The 16993-nt window shown below is 39.2% G+C and carries 14 protein-coding genes and 2 tRNA genes; 2 read left to right on the plus strand and 14 right to left on the minus strand.

Going from position 1 to position 16993, the window contains the following annotated elements; translation table 11 throughout:
- Positions 1-40: 40 nt before the first annotated feature.
- The 5 genes from sufS to sufC all read right to left on the minus strand — a co-directional run bounded on the left by sufS (position 41) and on the right by sufC (position 8407).
- Entirely contained in the window at positions 41-1249 is a 1209-nt protein-coding gene (gene sufS / locus HYX58_03740) for a SufS family cysteine desulfurase (protein MBI2775090.1), read from the minus strand.
- An 85-nt stretch (positions 1250-1334) separates the two neighbouring features.
- Positions 1335-5519 (minus strand): hypothetical protein, encoded by a 4185-nt coding sequence (locus tag HYX58_03745; protein ID MBI2775091.1) that lies wholly within the window; start codon positions 5517-5519, stop codon positions 1335-1337.
- Positions 5516-6310 carry a SufD family Fe-S cluster assembly protein gene (locus tag HYX58_03750; protein MBI2775092.1) on the minus strand — a complete coding sequence of 265 codons (795 nt, stop codon included), beginning with the start codon at positions 6308-6310 and terminating at the stop codon, positions 5516-5518. The genes HYX58_03745 and HYX58_03750 overlap by 4 nt, the downstream gene beginning before the upstream one ends.
- A complete protein-coding gene (sufB, locus tag HYX58_03755; GenBank protein ID MBI2775093.1) occupies positions 6310-7683 on the minus strand; it encodes a Fe-S cluster assembly protein SufB in 1374 nt (457 codons plus the stop codon). Before sufB ends, HYX58_03750 begins: the two co-directional genes overlap by 1 nt.
- Complete coding sequence (gene sufC / locus HYX58_03760; protein ID MBI2775094.1) at positions 7667-8407, minus strand: Fe-S cluster assembly ATPase SufC; 741 nt, start codon at positions 8405-8407, stop codon at positions 7667-7669. Before sufC ends, sufB begins: the two co-directional genes overlap by 17 nt.
- Positions 8408-8566: 159 nt before the next feature.
- Here sufC and HYX58_03765 point away from each other — a divergent pair, with 159 nt between their 5' ends.
- The gene (locus tag HYX58_03765) at positions 8567-9922 is read left to right on the plus strand and encodes a hypothetical protein (protein ID MBI2775095.1); all 1356 of its coding nucleotides are present in this window, start codon (positions 8567-8569) and stop codon (positions 9920-9922) included.
- Between the two features lie 110 nt (positions 9923-10032).
- A complete protein-coding gene (locus HYX58_03770) occupies positions 10033-10926 on the plus strand; it encodes a hypothetical protein (GenBank protein MBI2775096.1) in 894 nt (297 codons plus the stop codon).
- A 10-nt stretch (positions 10927-10936) separates the two neighbouring features.
- Here the strand turns inward: HYX58_03770 and HYX58_03775 are convergent, their stop codons facing one another.
- From HYX58_03775 to HYX58_03815, 9 genes are all read right to left on the minus strand, one after another.
- Entirely contained in the window at positions 10937-12112 is a 1176-nt protein-coding gene (locus HYX58_03775) for a type II/IV secretion system protein (protein MBI2775097.1), read from the minus strand.
- Positions 12113-12116: 4 nt separating this feature from the next.
- Positions 12117-12692, minus strand: coding sequence for a hypothetical protein (locus HYX58_03780; protein MBI2775098.1), 576 nt, complete (start codon positions 12690-12692; stop codon positions 12117-12119).
- A 17-nt stretch (positions 12693-12709) separates the two neighbouring features.
- The gene (locus HYX58_03785) at positions 12710-13090 is read right to left on the minus strand and encodes a hypothetical protein (protein ID MBI2775099.1); all 381 of its coding nucleotides are present in this window, start codon (positions 13088-13090) and stop codon (positions 12710-12712) included.
- A 130-nt stretch (positions 13091-13220) separates the two neighbouring features.
- On the minus strand, positions 13221-13493 hold the full coding sequence (locus tag HYX58_03790; GenBank protein ID MBI2775100.1) for an HU family DNA-binding protein: 273 nt from the start codon (positions 13491-13493) through the stop codon (positions 13221-13223).
- 628 nt (positions 13494-14121) lie between these two features.
- A tRNA-Leu gene (locus HYX58_03795) sits at positions 14122-14209 on the minus strand.
- 334 nt (positions 14210-14543) lie between these two features.
- Positions 14544-14617, minus strand: a tRNA-Cys gene (locus tag HYX58_03800).
- Between the two features lie 18 nt (positions 14618-14635).
- Entirely contained in the window at positions 14636-15172 is a 537-nt protein-coding gene (locus HYX58_03805; GenBank protein MBI2775101.1) for a rhodanese-like domain-containing protein, read from the minus strand.
- Between the two features lie 45 nt (positions 15173-15217).
- Positions 15218-16090 (minus strand): signal peptidase I, encoded by an 873-nt coding sequence (lepB, locus tag HYX58_03810; GenBank protein ID MBI2775102.1) that lies wholly within the window; start codon positions 16088-16090, stop codon positions 15218-15220.
- An 18-nt stretch (positions 16091-16108) separates the two neighbouring features.
- On the minus strand, positions 16109-16939 hold the full coding sequence (locus HYX58_03815) for a M23 family metallopeptidase (GenBank protein ID MBI2775103.1): 831 nt from the start codon (positions 16937-16939) through the stop codon (positions 16109-16111).
- Between the last annotated feature and the right edge of the window lie 54 nt (positions 16940-16993).

Genomic DNA, 16993 nt, shown 5'->3' on the forward strand with positions numbered 1-16993 from the left:
AGAATGTTACCCCAGAGCACTGCAAAAGAACAATGATCGGTTAAAAGCGCATATTCTCAAGGGCACTCAATAACGATTTAACTTCATCCATCGAATTATAAATATAAAAACTTGCCCGCACAGCACTTGCTATACCTAATTTTTTCGCAAGTGGTTGCGCGCAAAAATGCCCTGAGCGAACGCAAATGCCAAATTGATCAAGATGTGCTGCAATATCGTGCGCGTGATACTTATCATGCACAAAACTAACCATGTGCCCACGTTGTTTTAATTGATCAATTGGCCCAAGCACTCTAAAACCATTAAGCTTTTCCAAGCCATCAATCAATTCTGAGCACAATGCAGCTTGATGCGCGCGCAAAGCGGAGAATGAAATATTTTTATTGAGATATTCCAAAGCCTGCGCAAAAGCAATTACTTCTGCTACCGGTTGCGTTCCAGCCTCATAGCATTGCGGTGCCTTTAGAAAAGTTGCATCGTAATACGACGCTTCATAAATCATGCCACCGCCAAATTGATACGGCGGCACCTCATGCTGCACTTCTTGTTTGATATAGAGAATTCCAACTCCCGTTGGCCCAAGCATTTTATGCCCCGAGAAAACTAAAAAATCGCATCCCAGTTCTCGCACGTTTATTGGTTGATGTGGTGCCGATTGGCACGCATCAACCAATACCTTTGCGCCAACGCGCTGTGCTTGTTTTATAATTCGTTCCGCGTCGACGTGCGTTCCAATAGCATTAGAAGTATGCGTAAACGCAACGATTTTTGTGCGCGCAGTTATGATCGAAGAAAGATTATCAAGTACGAGATTCCCTTGAGAATCGATCGGGATAAATTTAAGCAGCGCATTCTTTTTCTTTGCTATAATTTGCCATGGTATTAAATTAGCGTGATGTTCAAGCTCGGTAAGAACGATCTCATCGCCAGCATTAATAGATTGCATGCCCCAAGCGGTCGCAATAAAATTGATACTTTCCGTCGCGCTTTTTGTAATAATAATTTCAGAAGGGTCTGATGCTCCTACAAAAACGGCAATTGTTTCGCGTGCATGTTCAAAAAGCGCGGTAGCATTTTCTGCTAACTTATACAGACCGCGATGAATAGGCGCATTCTGGGTTGCATAGAATAAAGAAAGCGCTTCAATTACTTGCAGCGGCTTTTGCGTTGTTGCTGCATTATCAAAATAAATAAGTTTTTGCTCAGCTGCGTGATTAAAAATGGGAAAATCTTTTATTAGTGTATTCATTGATTTTTATATAGTGGTTTTTTACTATTCTTACTCATTTTATTATTCCTTTAGCAAGCAATACTTAGCATATTTACGTTTGTAACTATGCTAAACCATTGCTATTTTGAGAAGCACTTTTTAGCCATGCATTATATTCTTGCCTAAATTTTGAAACAAACTTCGCATCGATCGCTTTTTCTTGTTCAAATAACGCCAACCGCTCACTCAATAGCGGACCAAAACTAGAAAGCCGCTTGTCTACATCTTGAGTGTTAAGGCGCATTGCCCTAATAGTGTACATACATGCATTTTCAAGCGCTGGCGCTCCTTCTTTATCGCAAGTTGCTGCTGCACCATAAGCCATTTGGGCCAATTGTAAGAGAGCACAATATTTTACATCCACTGCTTCTAATGTAGTCGCCTTTTCAAAAAGAGTTTTGCAAGCTTGATAATTCGCACTTTTCTTTTCTAGGTCTTCTTGCGATGCCGCTTCTATTAACATAAGATGACCATCAAAATAAGTTTTCCAATTGCCAGCGTATTTTGCGAACTTTTCTCTAAGCTCATATAGCTTAATTGAGTCTTTAAGAAGCGAAAATTCAGAAAACCCGTCATTGGTCGTTAAAATATCAGAAGAAATCCTAAAAAAGAAATTTCTCATTTTTTTTACAAACATTTCGTCCGATTGAGGTACTTTTTCCCCAAGAGCATACATCGCACCAAGAAAAAGATCACTCCTCCAGCTTGGGCCACTTTCTGAAAAAGATTTATTCAAATATGGCAATGCTTCCTTAACCCTACCTGTTTTGAAAAGTTCAGCGCCCAACTCAAATGCCGCTTTTTGTGAACCTTGCTCAATAGCTTTTTTGAAAAAATCTTCAGCTCTACCAAAGTGACCACTTGCAACGGATAGCATGCCGCATACTCGGCTTGATTCTGCGTGACCATTTCTGGATGCAATTTCATAAAGTTTTTTCATTTTTTGCGGATCTGGAAGAATTTTTATACTTTTATCGTTGTGCAGTAAATATTCCCCGCCGTAATGATAAAGATAACCGAGATTGTGCGCAAGCTTAGCATTTCCCGAAAATGCCTGGAATTCATTAAAATCAAAACATTTTTGCAAATTATCAGAGCGTCCTTTTGAAAATATAACTAGTTTTTCAAAGGCATCCTGACAATTAGGATCGTACTCTGCCGCCTTTCTAAGAAGGCCCTCAACCTCGGCGGTCAATTCTTTGTTTTGTTCGAAAACAACTTCCGCTTTCTTAGTGAAAACTTTTGCCAAATTTCTTTTAATATCGCTCTCTATCGATTGATCTTTCTGTTCTTGTGTCAAAATTTGCCCTTGCAAAAGATGTTTCTCGGCTTCGAATAACTGACCCTGCTCAAGATATAATCTACCTCTAAGCAAAACAGATTCAGGAAACTTTGAAAAATGATCGCATACTTTATTCACCAGTTGCGCATTGGTAACGAAAGCATCGATAAGGTCTGCGTTGGCGTGATCTAAATCCTCGGTCACAAACTTTAGAATTCGTGCTGCGGCAGGATCATTACAAACGAGTGGATAATGAAGTGCCGCTTTGATGGATGCATGGGCAAGCTCTTTATCGCCAGGTTGTTTTAGGCTCGCGATAATCACCCATCCCAAAACATTTATCGCAAACGGGCTCTTCATATTTAACGTATCGAATACCTCATCAAAATTCTTTATATACTGTTTTTGCTTTTCAGGATTTTTTTCATGTAAAGCAGCAAAGGCATAACCCTCCGGCGTTTTGCTTTCAATCATCTCTTTAATAATCGGCAACTCAGATTCACTTTTTCTTTCGAGTTCCGCTTGAATAGCTCTCATCACAAGTTGTTCGTTTTTCGAGTATGAAGAAATATTCGGCAACGATATAACTAGTTTTTCACCTGAATTATGTTTACCGGTGCGACACCAACGATCCAGAATAGCAAGTACCTCAAGTGGCTTACGGGATATCTCTTTTTCTAGAAGTACAGTCACTTTTTTTGCCAATTGTTCATCTATGATACTTTTGCTGCGTGCGTATGTTTCAATTACTGTCTGGCATGCCTGAAAAAGTTCACCTGAATTGTTTCTTTCAACAACTTCAGTGAGCCAATTAGCTGTTATAGTTTTTTTCCCATCTTCATGAGATTTTGCATAACGCATTTTCCACCATTGCTGACGAGCAGGATACGAGTTATTTTTTTCCCATGCGATGGTTAAAAGTTTTTCCGCCATTACGCCGTCGGTATCTTGCAACGCGAGTGCTACATCACGTAAATACTTATTCTGCACGAGTTCAAGATCATTGCATTCAATTTTTTTTTGTTTCAATGAATCAATCATTCGCTGCGTTTCATCGAGCTCTTTGATCTTATCTTTCATTCGCTGCGTTTCATCGAGCTCTTCGATCTTATCTTTTGTATCCTCGAGGGTTTCGAGTCGCTTAAAACGAACCGTACCTACTGTTTTAAGCACTTCAGGATGCTTATCTTTCATTCGCTGCGTTTCATCGAACTCTTCGATCTTATTTTTTGTATCCTCGAGGGTTTCGAGTCTCTTAAAACGAACCGTACCTACTGTTTTAAGTACTTCAGGATGCTTATCTTTCATTCGCTGCGTTTCATCGAGCTCTTTGATCTTATCTTTTGTATTCTCGAGGGCTTCGAGTCTCTTAAAACGAACCATACCTAATGTTTTAAGCACTTCAGGATGCTTATCTTTTAGCGACTCAACCGCCGAGAATGCTTGCCTTGCAAATTCGCTTTGCATGCTTTTTTCGTCCGATTGAAGCTGAGCTTGTAAAAGAAATAATAGCGCCTTATCTTTTTGCCCTAAGGCCGCATATTCCTTTGCCAAGCAATAGCACGCTTGAGGATACTCTTTATTCTCTTCTAAAAACTTTATAATAGCGTTTCGAGCATTTTGACAATCTTCATTTTTTGGAGATAAATGACTCAAAATTTCAGTTGATCTTCTTACTCGATCTTCAATAGATAATTTTTCAGTATTTTCATCTAGAAATTCAAACGAAGCTAACGCATGTCCTTTATCGATTGCTGTTTGTCGCAACGCGTCAGCCTTCTCTTTTATAGGCGGAATGCAATCACTCATACCATTTTTGTAAATCAGAGATAATTGGTAAGCGACTTCTTCATCTTTCTTTGCATGCGCGTTAAGCATTTCGAGCGCAGTAAGAACGACTTCACGTTTACCTGGACTAACATTCGCTTTGCGCGCTTGTTTAAGATGCCCTCTGAGTTCTTGCCCATTCTCTTGCTGAGCTAATTTTTTTATTAACTCCCATCGCATCATGGGAAATTTCTCAGCACCTTTGCGTAAAAGAGTCATGCCCTTTTTTTCAAAGCTGAAAGCATCTTGTTGTTGCTTTTTCGATTCTCTTATTTCAGCTTTTTCAAAATACAAATCTACTAATGCAAGAAGAGCTTTTTCATCATTGAAAGAGAAGGCATGATGTTCAAGTTCTTGCAATATCCGATTTTTGTCTTCAGGCGAATCAATAGAGGCAATTGGATCGTTCGATAATTTTTTTTTGAACGCTTCCGGTTCAATTTTTTTAACTAATTCTTTTGCTGCGTGCTGTTGGCTTCCCTTTTTGCACGATAGTTCTTTTATAGTTTTATATGCATCTGAAGAGTATATCTCGCCAAAAAATTCTTCACCTAATAATGCAGCCCCATGCCGGTACGCATGATCAAAGGATTCAATCGCTTTTGCTTCCTCTTCTTTTTTTTGAGCGTAGAAAGGAACTAACGCAAGCTGCGCAGGCAGATGAGAAAAATAAAAAGACTTACCATCCTTTTCAAAAAGTTTTGGCTCAGCTGCTTGCTTAAGCAAAGCAATCGGGAGACTTTTTTTTGCGTCTTTAAGTGTTTTATAAACAGTAAATTGTGCATCTGGATCACCGTTGATCGCCAATTTGCCTACCAGAGCCCAGGCTTTTTCTTGATCACCATTACTAAGATAATGATCACGCAAAATTCTATCTGGGAATGGGTTATAATTAGAAAAAGCAGTTTCCATTACCTGGAGCATTTGTTGGCCCTGCGAAGCTGTTTTGGGATCTTTGAGCAACTTCTGCGCGTACGTCATTTGAGCTTGGAGGGCTTTGCTTGAAACTATTTTTGCATATTTAACTTTATAATAATCTTCTAAAGAAACTAACTCGCGGCCAGTTACTTCGTCAGGTTTAAATGCACCTGCAATTATTCCCACACTAAAACTGCTTAGTAAAAAAATCATTTTGATCATAGTAGCTCGCTCAATCGTTTTTTAAGCATTATTGTTGTTTGCGTACTTGCTTTACTCAATGAATCGGATATAAATCCTTCAGTTAGCAAATACTGGGCTTGATCATAACAGATTCCGCGCGTTTGCAAATAAAACAATTGAGCTTCATCGTGTTTTCCTAAAGCACTTCCGTGAGAGCATTGCACTTGATGTGCTTTAACTTCCATTTCTGGCAATGAACTCGCACGAGCAAACTCACTTAAAAGTAAATTTCTATTTTGCTGATCTGCACGCACATGTTGCGCATTTTCATCAACTACCGTTTTTCCATTATAGGAAACACTTGCTTGATCATACAGCGCTCCACAAAGCTGCACCGTGCTTTGTGTGCGCATTGCGTGGTGCTGAGTATTAATCATCAATTTTAAATTGGCATTTTTTCGCACAAGATAAAAACCGACAACTGCTAGTGATGCGCCGATGCCGTTTAAATGTGATTCAATAGAAAAATTATTTTCTGATTCGCTTTCAAGCGCAAGGCCATATTCAAGAGATGCATGTTCCTCAATAAAGAAGCGATAAGAAATAGTTTGCGCACACAAATTTTTAGAGTTTTCTTGAATAAGAATACAGAAGCTACCGTTGCTCACATGCACCGAAACTGAGCAGTGAACTGCATTTGCTTGCGGTACAATAAAAATTGTTGTTCGTATATTCCGCTCTATGAAAATATCAATGGTACTATTATCAGCTTGCACGGTGATTGATTGATCTGATCCAATAATAAATTTTTGATAGTTGTGCGCGTTCATTAGCCTATTGAGCCTTCCATTTCATGCTCAATTAACCGATTAATTTCCACCGCATATTCCATTGGTAAAAGTTGCACGAATGCGTCAATGAATCCATTCACCATCATTGCGCGAGCTTGCTGTTGGCTCAATCCACGGCTCATTAAATAAAGCAGTTGTTCTTCATCTACGCAACTTACGCTTGCTTCATGCCCAATATCGCAATCATTTTCTTTAACATCGATCGTTGGATAGGTATCTGAACGAGAATGTTTATCCAAAATAAGTGCTTCGCATTGAACCTTTGAACGAACAGAATGTGCACCGTTAACTACTTTCAATAAACCGCGATAGGATGAACGCCCCCCATCTTTACTAATCGATTTTGCGATTATTGAGGAAGTTGTGTTTGGCGCTGTATGAATAATTTTTCCACCAGAATCTTGATGCTGATTTTTTCCGGCGACCGCAATAGAAATAATTTCACCTTTAGCAAACTTGCCGCGCAAAATAATCGCAGGATATTTCATAGTAATTTTGCTTCCGAAATTCCCATCAACCCATTGTACGAATGCATGCGCATCAGCAACCGCGCGTTTTGTCACCAAATTATAAACATTTGGCGCCCAGTTTTGAATCGTCGTATAGCGAACATGCGAACGTTCATGCGCACTAATTTCTACAACAGCGCTATGCAATGAACTGCGCCTATAAATTGGCGCACTGCAGCCTTCAACATAGTGAACAAAACTTTCAGGCTCAGCAATAATCAGCGTTCTTTCAAACTGCCCCATGCTTGCACTATTGATTCTAAAATAGGCCTGCAACGGCAAATCGATCTTAACTCCTTGTGGAACGTACACAAAACTTCCGCCGCTCCAAACGGCAGAATTGAGCGCTGCAAATTTGTTATCGTGAGGCGGAATAATGGTGGCAAAATATTTTTTCACAAGATCAGGAAAATTTATAAGAGCGTCATTTAAATCTGTAAAGATAACGCCTTGGTCTGCCCATTCTTTTTTAAGGCGTTTATACACGATCTCAGATTCAAATTGAGCACCAACTCCGGCCAGCATTTTTTGTTCAGCTTGCGGAATACCAAGTTTTTCAAACGTTTCTTTTATATTTGCCGGAACGGCATCCCAAGAATCGTGCGACTTTTCAAGAGGGCGCACATAATAATAAATATCACTCGGATCAAGTTCCGATAAATCGGCACCCCAAGACGGCATTGGTTTTTTTTCAAAAATTTCGAGCGCTTTAAGACGAAAATCGGTCATCCATCCCGGTTCATTTTTTTGATTGGAGATGGTAATAACCGTTTCTCGATTAAGCCCCTTACCTGTTTTAAAATAAGATTCAGAATGTTGGGCGTGTTCAGATTCGGTAGCCATCGTACCCTTTTAATTCAATATCCCGCGCTAATTGAAAATCTCCACTTGATTGCAAAACGCCGTCAATCAAAATATGAACTTGATCAGGAATGCAATAATCTAAAATGCGTTGATAATGCGTAATCAAAAAAAGAATCATTTCTGGTTGCTCTTTACGCACTAGTTCCAGAGCTTTACCAACTGCGCGTAATGCATCAACATCGAGCCCTGAATCAATTTCATCAAGAACTGCAACGCGTGGTTTAAAAAGCAGAAGTTGTACTATTTCAAAACGTTTCTTTTCGCCGCCTGAAAATCCATCATTAACGGCACGATCTAAAAACGAACTTCCAAGCCCTAACAGCTCAAAAAGCTCTTCAACGCGCGCACGAAATTCTTTGACTTCTGGCCTCTGGCCTGTGAGGGCTGCTTGAGCTTCTTTTAAGAAAGTAAATACATTTACCCCCGGCAATGCCTGCGGGTATTGGAAAGCGATAAAAAGACCAGATTGGGCCCTTTTATGAGGCGGCAAATCTAGCAGGTTTTTCTTATTTAATAGTGCGCTACCAGAAATGGCTTTATATTTAGGGTGACCGGCTAGGGCGTATGCTAACGAGCTTTTTCCAGAGCCATTAGGGCCCATAAGTGCGTGAATCGAACCGCTTGAAAGCGTCAGCGAAAATTGCTTAATAATAGACTTTTCTTCGATATAAACAGAAAGATTCTCGATTATTAGCGTGTTCATTATAAAAAATGCTCAAGGTAGGTATAAAACATGCTTTTGATTGTACCACAGCGGGCTTTGATCGCAAGGTAAATATAAATTATTTCTAATTGACAATTATGAACTGCCTGGTAGACTCAATAATAGTATTAAATAAACATGAAAAACTGGGAAAAGGTTATGCTTTATCGTTACCTATTAACAATTCTTATTGCTCTTCCTTTTATAAACACTGCTTTTGGCATGCAAAAAAAGGAATCAGAAATCTCTGAGCATGTGATCAACGGCACGCAACCAGCAACGACGTTCGATAAAACCAAGCTGAAAAACCCTCATATTTTTATCAAAGATGTCTTGGGCGATCAGAAATTAAAAATATTTCTTGGAAAAGATATAGGCGAAGATTCTGATTTACAGGAAAAAGCACGCCAAGCTTTGTCAAAAATATACGTAGGTACAGCGACAACTAAATTCAAGGAAAAGTGCGAATCAGCTCTTTATCTGGATTTGCAAGCACTTAGAGATTTTCTTTTAGACGAAGATCACGCAATTAAAATAATGAAAATTGCAATTCAGACTAACGATGCATTTATCAACAAAAAAATTGAATCTAGTAATTGTGAAAACCCGGAAATGAGGCCGTGCCCTGATATCAATCCGTGGCCTCTTGAAAAAAGCGATGTTGCCCAGATGACTGCTAAAAAAGTTTTAAATACTCCCCATTTAGATTCTATTCAGGGAATTATGATATCTAAACAGTTTCCTCCAATTACCGATCCGGAAATTATAAATCGCTTCTTGGCTGCGATAAAAAATATAAAAGTGGTTGCGATACGGGGGAAGAAAAATAATCTTTATATTGATATGAGCGGCTTAAGAGAATTGATTATTAAAGCTGATCCGGAAATTGCACAATTAAGAAAAAAGCTAGATATACAGAATAATATTATTTTACAAAAAATTAAGAACACTCAAAAAAAAGAATCGCCAGCATCTCAGAATGCCAGTTCGATTTCTATGGAAAAAATAAGCAGCGGCGATAATGGTTCATTTGAGCAAAGTCCTCTATATGACGCGGGATCAAAAAAAACCTTAAATCAATACAAACCGCGCGAGCTTTGGAATAACTTCCTTTCTTCCGTTAAATCAAAAAATATAGAAAAGAAAACACTACCTGCCATAAACGATTACGATCGCCTTGATGGGGTAGTTGTACCAATGGATCAATATAAAGAAATCGTAGTAAATAAAACCATCCGCTTGCCAAATACTAACCAAGTGTCTCCCATACTTAGATCCTTCCCAACAAGATCGCATATTGCTCAACAAGCGGTTCAAACTGCTGCCACACAAACAGCTATTGCAAACAACGTTGCGCAAGACGATGAAGTACGCCGGCATGCCCGCCTGTGGGATGATTTTGAGTTTAAATGTGTTGTGGGAGCAAGTACATGCTTATCGCTTTATGCTCTCTTGAATAGCAAAACAGAGATTAAAAATCTCTACAGCTATTTTTCCTCATTCTTAAAAAAATAAACCTTCTGAATCATTTTTTGCATCTCCAACAAATTGACAATCTTTGCGCCAATTCTAAAATAAGAATCGGTTTATATTACAATTAAACTAATTCTTAATTTAGGTATGAGATGAAAAAAATAGTTTTATCAATAATTTTCTTATCAAATATGTGCACCGCGATGGAGCTTGAGCCTCAGCCCCAGGATATGCCTCCGCAGCCTCTTTTTAAACAAGAGTCCAAAGAAGAAGAAAAAATACGAATCGTAGATGATATCGACTTTGGAGGAAAACAGCACGCGGACGTAAAACCATTTTTTACAGAAGCACAATATGCTCCAAACGTGCAGCTCAATTTTGGCGGTAAGCCCCTTATTCCTCAGCACGAAATGGCAATAAAAAAAGTAATGCAATCAACCAATGCAAAAGAGTACCATAACGGTGATAAGGATAATCAAAGAATCATTGTCTATAATTTATCCCCGCTCGTTGATCAAATTTTGAACGAAGCATATTTCCAACGTTATTCAAAAAAAATTGTGTCACTTCCTGGCTTCACGTATGTACGAACAGCTCTTATCGAAGACCCTAGTAAACTGAATCAATTATTGAATGAAAGAAAAGTGCAAGACGCAGCCGCAAAGCATCAAGAAATTAAACAAATACTAAAAGATTCTCTATCAACCGAGGAAGAGTTTTTGGATTTAATGGCTTCAAAACCAATCGTACAGAGAAAAGTTGTGGGCAATCTTATAAATGCGATGAACGATAGGGCAATGAGACCAAAAATTGAATATGATACGGAAACACGGGATAACTTGGGGCAATTGTTCAGGCATCCTACCGTATATATAGAAAGTAGAAACTTCCAACCGGCACACAAACGTCATTTTTATATCTCAATGGGACTTGCTGGTGGCTTATGTTATATTCTTGGCCGAAATTCTTTTGGCAAAGAATATCTTGATAAAGCAGGAAATATGATTTTTAAATTTTTTGAAAATAGACTCAAAACTCCGGCGTAAAATTAAATCACTAAAGCAATACGCGCACTAATTCTGCAAGAGAAATAATTCCTTGCTGCACCTTGTATTTTGCATCTTCAAGAAGTGTGGCCATGCCGTCCGCTTTTGCCTGGCCCGCGATTGCATCAAAAATCGGTTTATGGACAACAAGCGCGCGCAAGCCATGGCTCATCATTAAAAGTTCAAAGATGCCTATACGGCCTTTATAGCCCAAATTTAGGCAGGCTGAACAACCGGTACTGCTAAATACTATTTGCAGATGCAAATCGATTCGCTCGAGAATAATTTTTTCGTCATCGGTAGGTAATCGTTCTATCTTGCACGAATTGCAGAGTCTGCGCACTAGTCGCTGCGCAAGAATTCCTGAAACCGAAGCATTAATTAAAAACGGTTCGATTCCCATATCCATCAAACGCATAAGAGCGCCGGGCGCATCGGTGGTATGTAATGTGCTCAAAACTAAGTGCCCGGTAAGCGATGCTTCAATGGCAGCTTTTGCTGTTTCTATATCCCGAATTTCACCAAGCATAACCACATCAGGATCTTGGCGCAGCATTGCACGAATACCGCGCGCAAACGTAAAACCAATATCGGATTGAATATGGCCTTGCGTGATTCCTTCAATGTGATATTCCACCGGATCTTCCAGCGTAATAATATTTTTTTCTGGAGAATTCAATGCAGAAAGCGCCGCATACAGCGTCGTCGTTTTTCCTGATCCAGTAGGCCCCGTAACCAAAAAAAATCCGCTTTGCTTATTGAGTATAGATGAAAGCGTTTCGTACATCGTAAGCTGCAATCCTAAACGATTGAGCGCAATCGTCATATGCTGGCGATCAAGAATACGAATCACAATTTTTTGGCCATGCATTGAAGGAAAGGTTGAAACGCGCAAATCGATTTCATGAATACCAGCGCGAACACGAAATTTACCATCTTGTGGAATACGTTTTTCCGCGATATCAGTATGCGCTAAAATTTTAATGCGGGATAAAATTTGCAATGCGAGTGATTCTGGCAAAGGTGGTTGATCATAAAGTACGCCGTCAATGCGATAACGAATACGCAAAAGATCATCGAGTGGTTCACAATGAATATCAGATGCTTTGCATTCAATCGCACGCATAATTAATCTATCGACAAGGTCGACAGCCGAATGTTCTGAGATTGTTCGATCAATCTGCATACCGTTACTCTTCATCTTTTCGAGTATGCGGATGGAGCAATTCATCAATCTCTTCAGTTTCCTCTACAAGCTCATTAACATCGTCATCAGTATGCAATTCAGTGGGCGATCTATCATAAAACTCTTTTACCGCATCACTAATATCGCGCGCTAATCCAACCATAAAAGTAATATCGTAAGAAACATATTTGCCAATCTCTTCAAGCAAATCCGGATCATTTGGATTGTTTGCAATCACCGGCAGAATATCTTCATCCGGTTCGAAAAGATTATGATTTTCATCAAGTTTTACCGGAATGAAAAGATAACGCAGCATCACATCTTTTGGAAATTCGTGCAAAGTATGATATTCAAAAAAATAACCGGTCGCATCGAATGCAGGAACTTGATAAAGTTCACTTAAAGCATTGAGCAATTGCGAACGACTTATCAATCCTTCTTCAAGCAAAAATTCATCGAAGGTTAAATCGGAACGATCATAAAATATTTTTTTGAGCGACTGAGCATCTTCTTGTTTTATTGCATTTTGTTTTTGCAAAATTTTTGTCAAAGACTCAACAAAGGTCTCCTGCTTTTTCATTCTACGTCTCCACTTTTTTATCCGATTGAATATCCAATCAGGAACGCGACCGCGCCGACAACAACTGCAATAGTATGATCTTTTATCCACTGCCCCATATTATTAAGGATCGCATGTACATCTTCATTGGGCGAAAGGCCAAGAAGCGCTTTTATTTTGGACCATTCGATCGTAATCACTGAAAAATGATTCAGAATTACCAAAACAACGATAAGCAGGAAAGTAGATGCTAGAATTGGCCGGCCATATTTTTTTGCTAAATAGCCGATAATAAAACCGGAGCCGAGAGCGATTGCACTCTCAGTAATAGTGCTTGATGAAATATTTAGCTTGCGCGCACCTTCATCAATTTTTTCTTTTGCTATGCCAAACCAATTATTCGTTGAATTTTTTTCCATGCTCATCCTTAAGGTCATACGCCAATTATTCTACTCAGTATAATTGTTCTAAAAATGTTATTGCAAGCCAAAAAAAAGAGGCGCTCGTTTTAAGAGCACCTCTTTTTCTGAAAGCTTTAGAATCAGTTCTTTACGAAACCAATTCTTTAAGTGCTTTGCCTGGCTTGAACTTAGGAACCTTTTTAGCAGGAATTTGCATCTTGCCGCCAGTAGCAGGGTTAACGCCTGTACGTGCTTTTCTCTTCAATACAGAGAATGTTCCAAAGCCAGTCAATACAACTGGTTTACCTTTTTTAAGAGCGTCGCTAATTACATCCATTGACGCTTCCAAGCAACGCTTACATGTTGCTTTTGATTCCTTGGTCATTTTGGCCATTAATTCAACAACCATCGCTTTATTCATTTTTTTGCCTTTCTTTCAATTATTTGAGGCTTTCTATTTTATCGTACAAAAGAGCATACCCACAAAATCTCGTCTAATTCGTACAATATTATGAGTAAAACTTTTGTCAAGAAGTTTTTTTATCATAACACACGAATCCGCGATAAAAATGAACGTTTTTTTTAAAAAACCGCTCATAAAAAAATTTATTTTTTCCCGTTACGCAAAAAGATTTTCGTGCTTCAATTTGCTTATCAGAAAGAATTTTTCATTTCAAAAAAAATTATGCTCTGTTTTTTTATTTTTTTCAATATTAAAAAAAAAGAGGCATTTAAAAGCACAAAAATACAAAAAAAATATGCGCGCTAAAAACAAAAAAACGTGCATGAATAAAAAATGCTTTTTTTACCAGAAGAAAGTGGCGCATTAAAATTAGTTTTTTGCACATCAACGAGGAATTAATAATTATTTAGTAGAAAGTAAATTACGATTTTTTGCTATTTTGCTTGTGATTATTCTAAGAAACTAGCCCCATCGGTGGCTCTGGGTTTCGCCGTTATGGCGGGACAGTCTTCGCTCAATTATCGAGCGTTAAGATATTTCAATCCGCAAGAGAACTGGCCGCGCCAGCCGAAGCTTTATCGAAGGCTGGTGCCGAGAGCCGGACTCGAACCGGCACGGGGAATTACCCCAAAGGATTTTAAGTCCTTTGCGTCTACCAATTTCGCCATCCCGGCAACCATATTTTTTTATTTATTGTAAACTATTTCAAAAATTTCTGAAGAGTTTTTCGCTATCCCTCGATACAATTTCACATTTCATTCGAAATCCCTCGGGACGAACGCGATAGATAGGTCGCTTCTTTGAAAATTTCAACATGCTTAAAAATTCATTTAAAGAGAATGGCCCGCCATTCGTAGCTTTTCCTAATCGGAATTAGTCCAGCCTGCGTTTATCCGGGTCATCAGACTCGGCAAACTACGGCGGACAGCCTTCGCTCAACTGCCGATTGTTAATATATTTCAATCCGTGAAAAAAACTGGCCGCGCCAGCCGAAGCCTTGGCGAAGGCTGGAGGCGGCACCCGGATTCGAACCGGGGATCAGGGATTTGCAGTCCCATGCCTTACCACTTGGCTATACCGCCGCGAAACGCTTATCTAACTTAGCAGCAATCTCTTTTTTGTGCGTGCTTTTCAATTTTCTCTTTAAGTTCTTGTGCTGAAATCATATTAACGCCTTCGTGGGTCATACCTTCTGGCTTTTCAAGGTCGTTTAAATATACTTCCTTGCTAGCGCCATTGACAGGAAAACCAAGTTGTTTCCACTCTGCAGTACCGCCTTCGTAGGCCCAAACATGATTGTAGCCAAGATCTGATAGCATTTTAGCGCCTTCAGAGCTTGCTAAGCACTTATAATTACCACAATATATCACAATTTCAGTATCTTTGCCCAGATTCTTCTGTACATAATTCTCAAGTTCTTCAAGGGGCACATTTATTGAGCCAGCGATATGCGCATCATCATAATATTGCTTATCAAGCACGTTCACCACCACAAGCGATGGCTTATGATCGTGATCGCTCGATGAGCCAAACCACTGACACGCGCTAAGCGTTGCTATTCCGACAAGAATTACTCCAAGCGTCATTTTATTGGGAGCCATCATTGCTAATTCCTTAATATAATTTCCTATTTTCATGCATCACCCATACTGTATCAAAATTTTGTTGCGTTGCAATACTTTTTAGCGAACACGCTGGAAGAATCTGCTCCAACGAACGCGTTTCCAAAAATCAATTGGATGCGAAGCCATATCAAAAATTAGCCACGAATCGGTGCTATCAATCGAAATCAAACGCCATTTAATTACGCCATGAATCAGCGAGCCATCAAGCGGCCCCCAATAGCGCGAGTCGTTACTTCCTTGACGATTATCGCCCATCGCCCAATATTGATTTTCTCCCAATTGAACATCAAACTCATCAACCGTTTTGCCATAACACTCTACCGGTTGATAAGGCATTTTTATATTCGAATCATTATAGTTGCGAACTAAGCGTTTCGCGCGCTCTACGCTAAATTCATCCATTGCATAAAAAGGCTGATCTTCGTAAGAAACTGAAGGATCATAAGAACGAAAATCCCAAGGCTGCGAACTATCGCGATACAATGCGATGAGTGGATATTTATTTATGTACGGTTCATCAAGCTTTTCACCATTAAGATAGACAACTGGTTTTCCATCTTCAATTACGCCTTTTACGTGATCGCCAGGGATACCAATAACACGTTTTGTCCAATTTGATGGACCCCAGACATAATTTTCAAATAATTTTTTATACCAAACATCCGAATAGGCAAAATTTGGATCATTGAACGTAATAATATTGCCACGTTCAATTGGATAAAAATTAACAAAAAATTTGTCTGCAAAAAAACGTTCACCAACAAGCATTGTTGTTTCCATTGATCCAGTTGGAACCTGGTACAAACCATAAAAATAAGTGCGAATTATAAAAGCGATCGGTACAACGACAATAAATGTTTCTATGTACTGTTCGATCGTCGATTTATTTGGCCTACGAAGCCATGCGCGAAACTTTTGAATAAAGGTCATACCAACGTCCTCTGTATCTTATGTTAAAATCAATAATGGATCGACATGTTTTCCGTGCTCTTTCACTTCAAAATGAAGATGGGACGCACTTTTTTTCCCGTTTCTACCAAGAACTAAACCGGTAGCTCCAACGCAACCGATTTGTTGGCCCGCTTCAACTTTTTGTCCATAGCGAACTTTGATTGTTTCCAAATGCGCATAGCGCGAGGTTCGATCTTGTCCGTGAGCGATAACTATTGTATTACCATAACCTTTTTTTGAAAAGGAAACTTCAATAACAACGCCGCGCGCTGCAGCAGTAACAAGCGTTCCATTCATCGCAGCAAGATCAATTCCCGTATGAAAATGCAGTTCTTGGCCACGTTTGCGCCATCCAAATCTTGAACTCAACCAAAACTGATCTCGCAAAATTGGCCATTGCATCGGAATATCGGTGCGTGGATGTAAACTAATCATTGGTCGACGCTTTGATGAACGAACAGATTTACCTTGAACGCGCTTTCTTTTTTTTGAAACTGGTCGGCGTGGTTCTTCGTAACGCGATCCATCAAGCCCGTATAGGAAACGCAACGAATCTTCTAGATTATAATTTTTACCAAAATCACACGCAGATTCTGCCAAATAGTTTGCGTTTCTATTAACAACTTCAAAGGAATTTCCTGAATCTTTTTCCATTACCGGAATTAATTCCTGGCCGGAAGAACTCCCGCCAGCTTGTTTGATAGTTTTATATTCATCGAATATTTTTTTGTAAACGAGAACGTACGTATCGTATTCATTTTTAAGTTCGACAAGCTGCTTTCCTTGTTCCATTAAATCGCGATAGGTGCCAATGAGCAGAATAATCATCGCTCCCAATATCGAAACAAAAAAGAGGTGAAAGAAAAATGGTAAAGATTTTAT

This window comes from Candidatus Dependentiae bacterium (assembly GCA_016191325.1).
Taxonomy (GTDB): domain Bacteria; phylum Babelota; class Babeliae; order Babelales; family JACPOV01; genus JACPOV01.

What these genes read in the sequence shown, in the direction of transcription:
- sufS (MBI2775090.1), bottom strand. Translation starts at nt 1,249, where the DNA reads ATGAATACACTAATAAAAGATTTTCCCATTTTTAATCACGCAGCTGAG.
- HYX58_03745 (MBI2775091.1), bottom strand. Translation starts at nt 5,519, where the DNA reads ATGATCAAAATGATTTTTTTACTAAGCAGTTTTAGTGTGGGAATAATT.
- HYX58_03750 (MBI2775092.1), bottom strand. Translation starts at nt 6,310, where the DNA reads ATGAACGCGCACAACTATCAAAAATTTATTATTGGATCAGATCAATCA.
- sufB (MBI2775093.1), bottom strand. Translation starts at nt 7,683, where the DNA reads ATGGCTACCGAATCTGAACACGCCCAACATTCTGAATCTTATTTTAAA.
- sufC (MBI2775094.1), bottom strand. Translation starts at nt 8,407, where the DNA reads ATGAACACGCTAATAATCGAGAATCTTTCTGTTTATATCGAAGAAAAG.
- HYX58_03765 (MBI2775095.1), top strand. Translation starts at nt 8,567, where the DNA reads ATGCTTTATCGTTACCTATTAACAATTCTTATTGCTCTTCCTTTTATA.
- HYX58_03770 (MBI2775096.1), top strand. Translation starts at nt 10,033, where the DNA reads ATGAAAAAAATAGTTTTATCAATAATTTTCTTATCAAATATGTGCACC.
- HYX58_03775 (MBI2775097.1), bottom strand. Translation starts at nt 12,112, where the DNA reads ATGCAGATTGATCGAACAATCTCAGAACATTCGGCTGTCGACCTTGTC.
- HYX58_03780 (MBI2775098.1), bottom strand. Translation starts at nt 12,692, where the DNA reads ATGAAAAAGCAGGAGACCTTTGTTGAGTCTTTGACAAAAATTTTGCAA.
- HYX58_03785 (MBI2775099.1), bottom strand. Translation starts at nt 13,090, where the DNA reads ATGGAAAAAAATTCAACGAATAATTGGTTTGGCATAGCAAAAGAAAAA.
- HYX58_03790 (MBI2775100.1), bottom strand. Translation starts at nt 13,493, where the DNA reads ATGAATAAAGCGATGGTTGTTGAATTAATGGCCAAAATGACCAAGGAA.
- HYX58_03805 (MBI2775101.1), bottom strand. Translation starts at nt 15,172, where the DNA reads ATGAAAATAGGAAATTATATTAAGGAATTAGCAATGATGGCTCCCAAT.
- lepB (MBI2775102.1), bottom strand. Translation starts at nt 16,090, where the DNA reads ATGACCTTTATTCAAAAGTTTCGCGCATGGCTTCGTAGGCCAAATAAA.
- HYX58_03815 (MBI2775103.1), bottom strand. Translation starts at nt 16,939, where the DNA reads ATGATTATTCTGCTCATTGGCACCTATCGCGATTTAATGGAACAAGGA.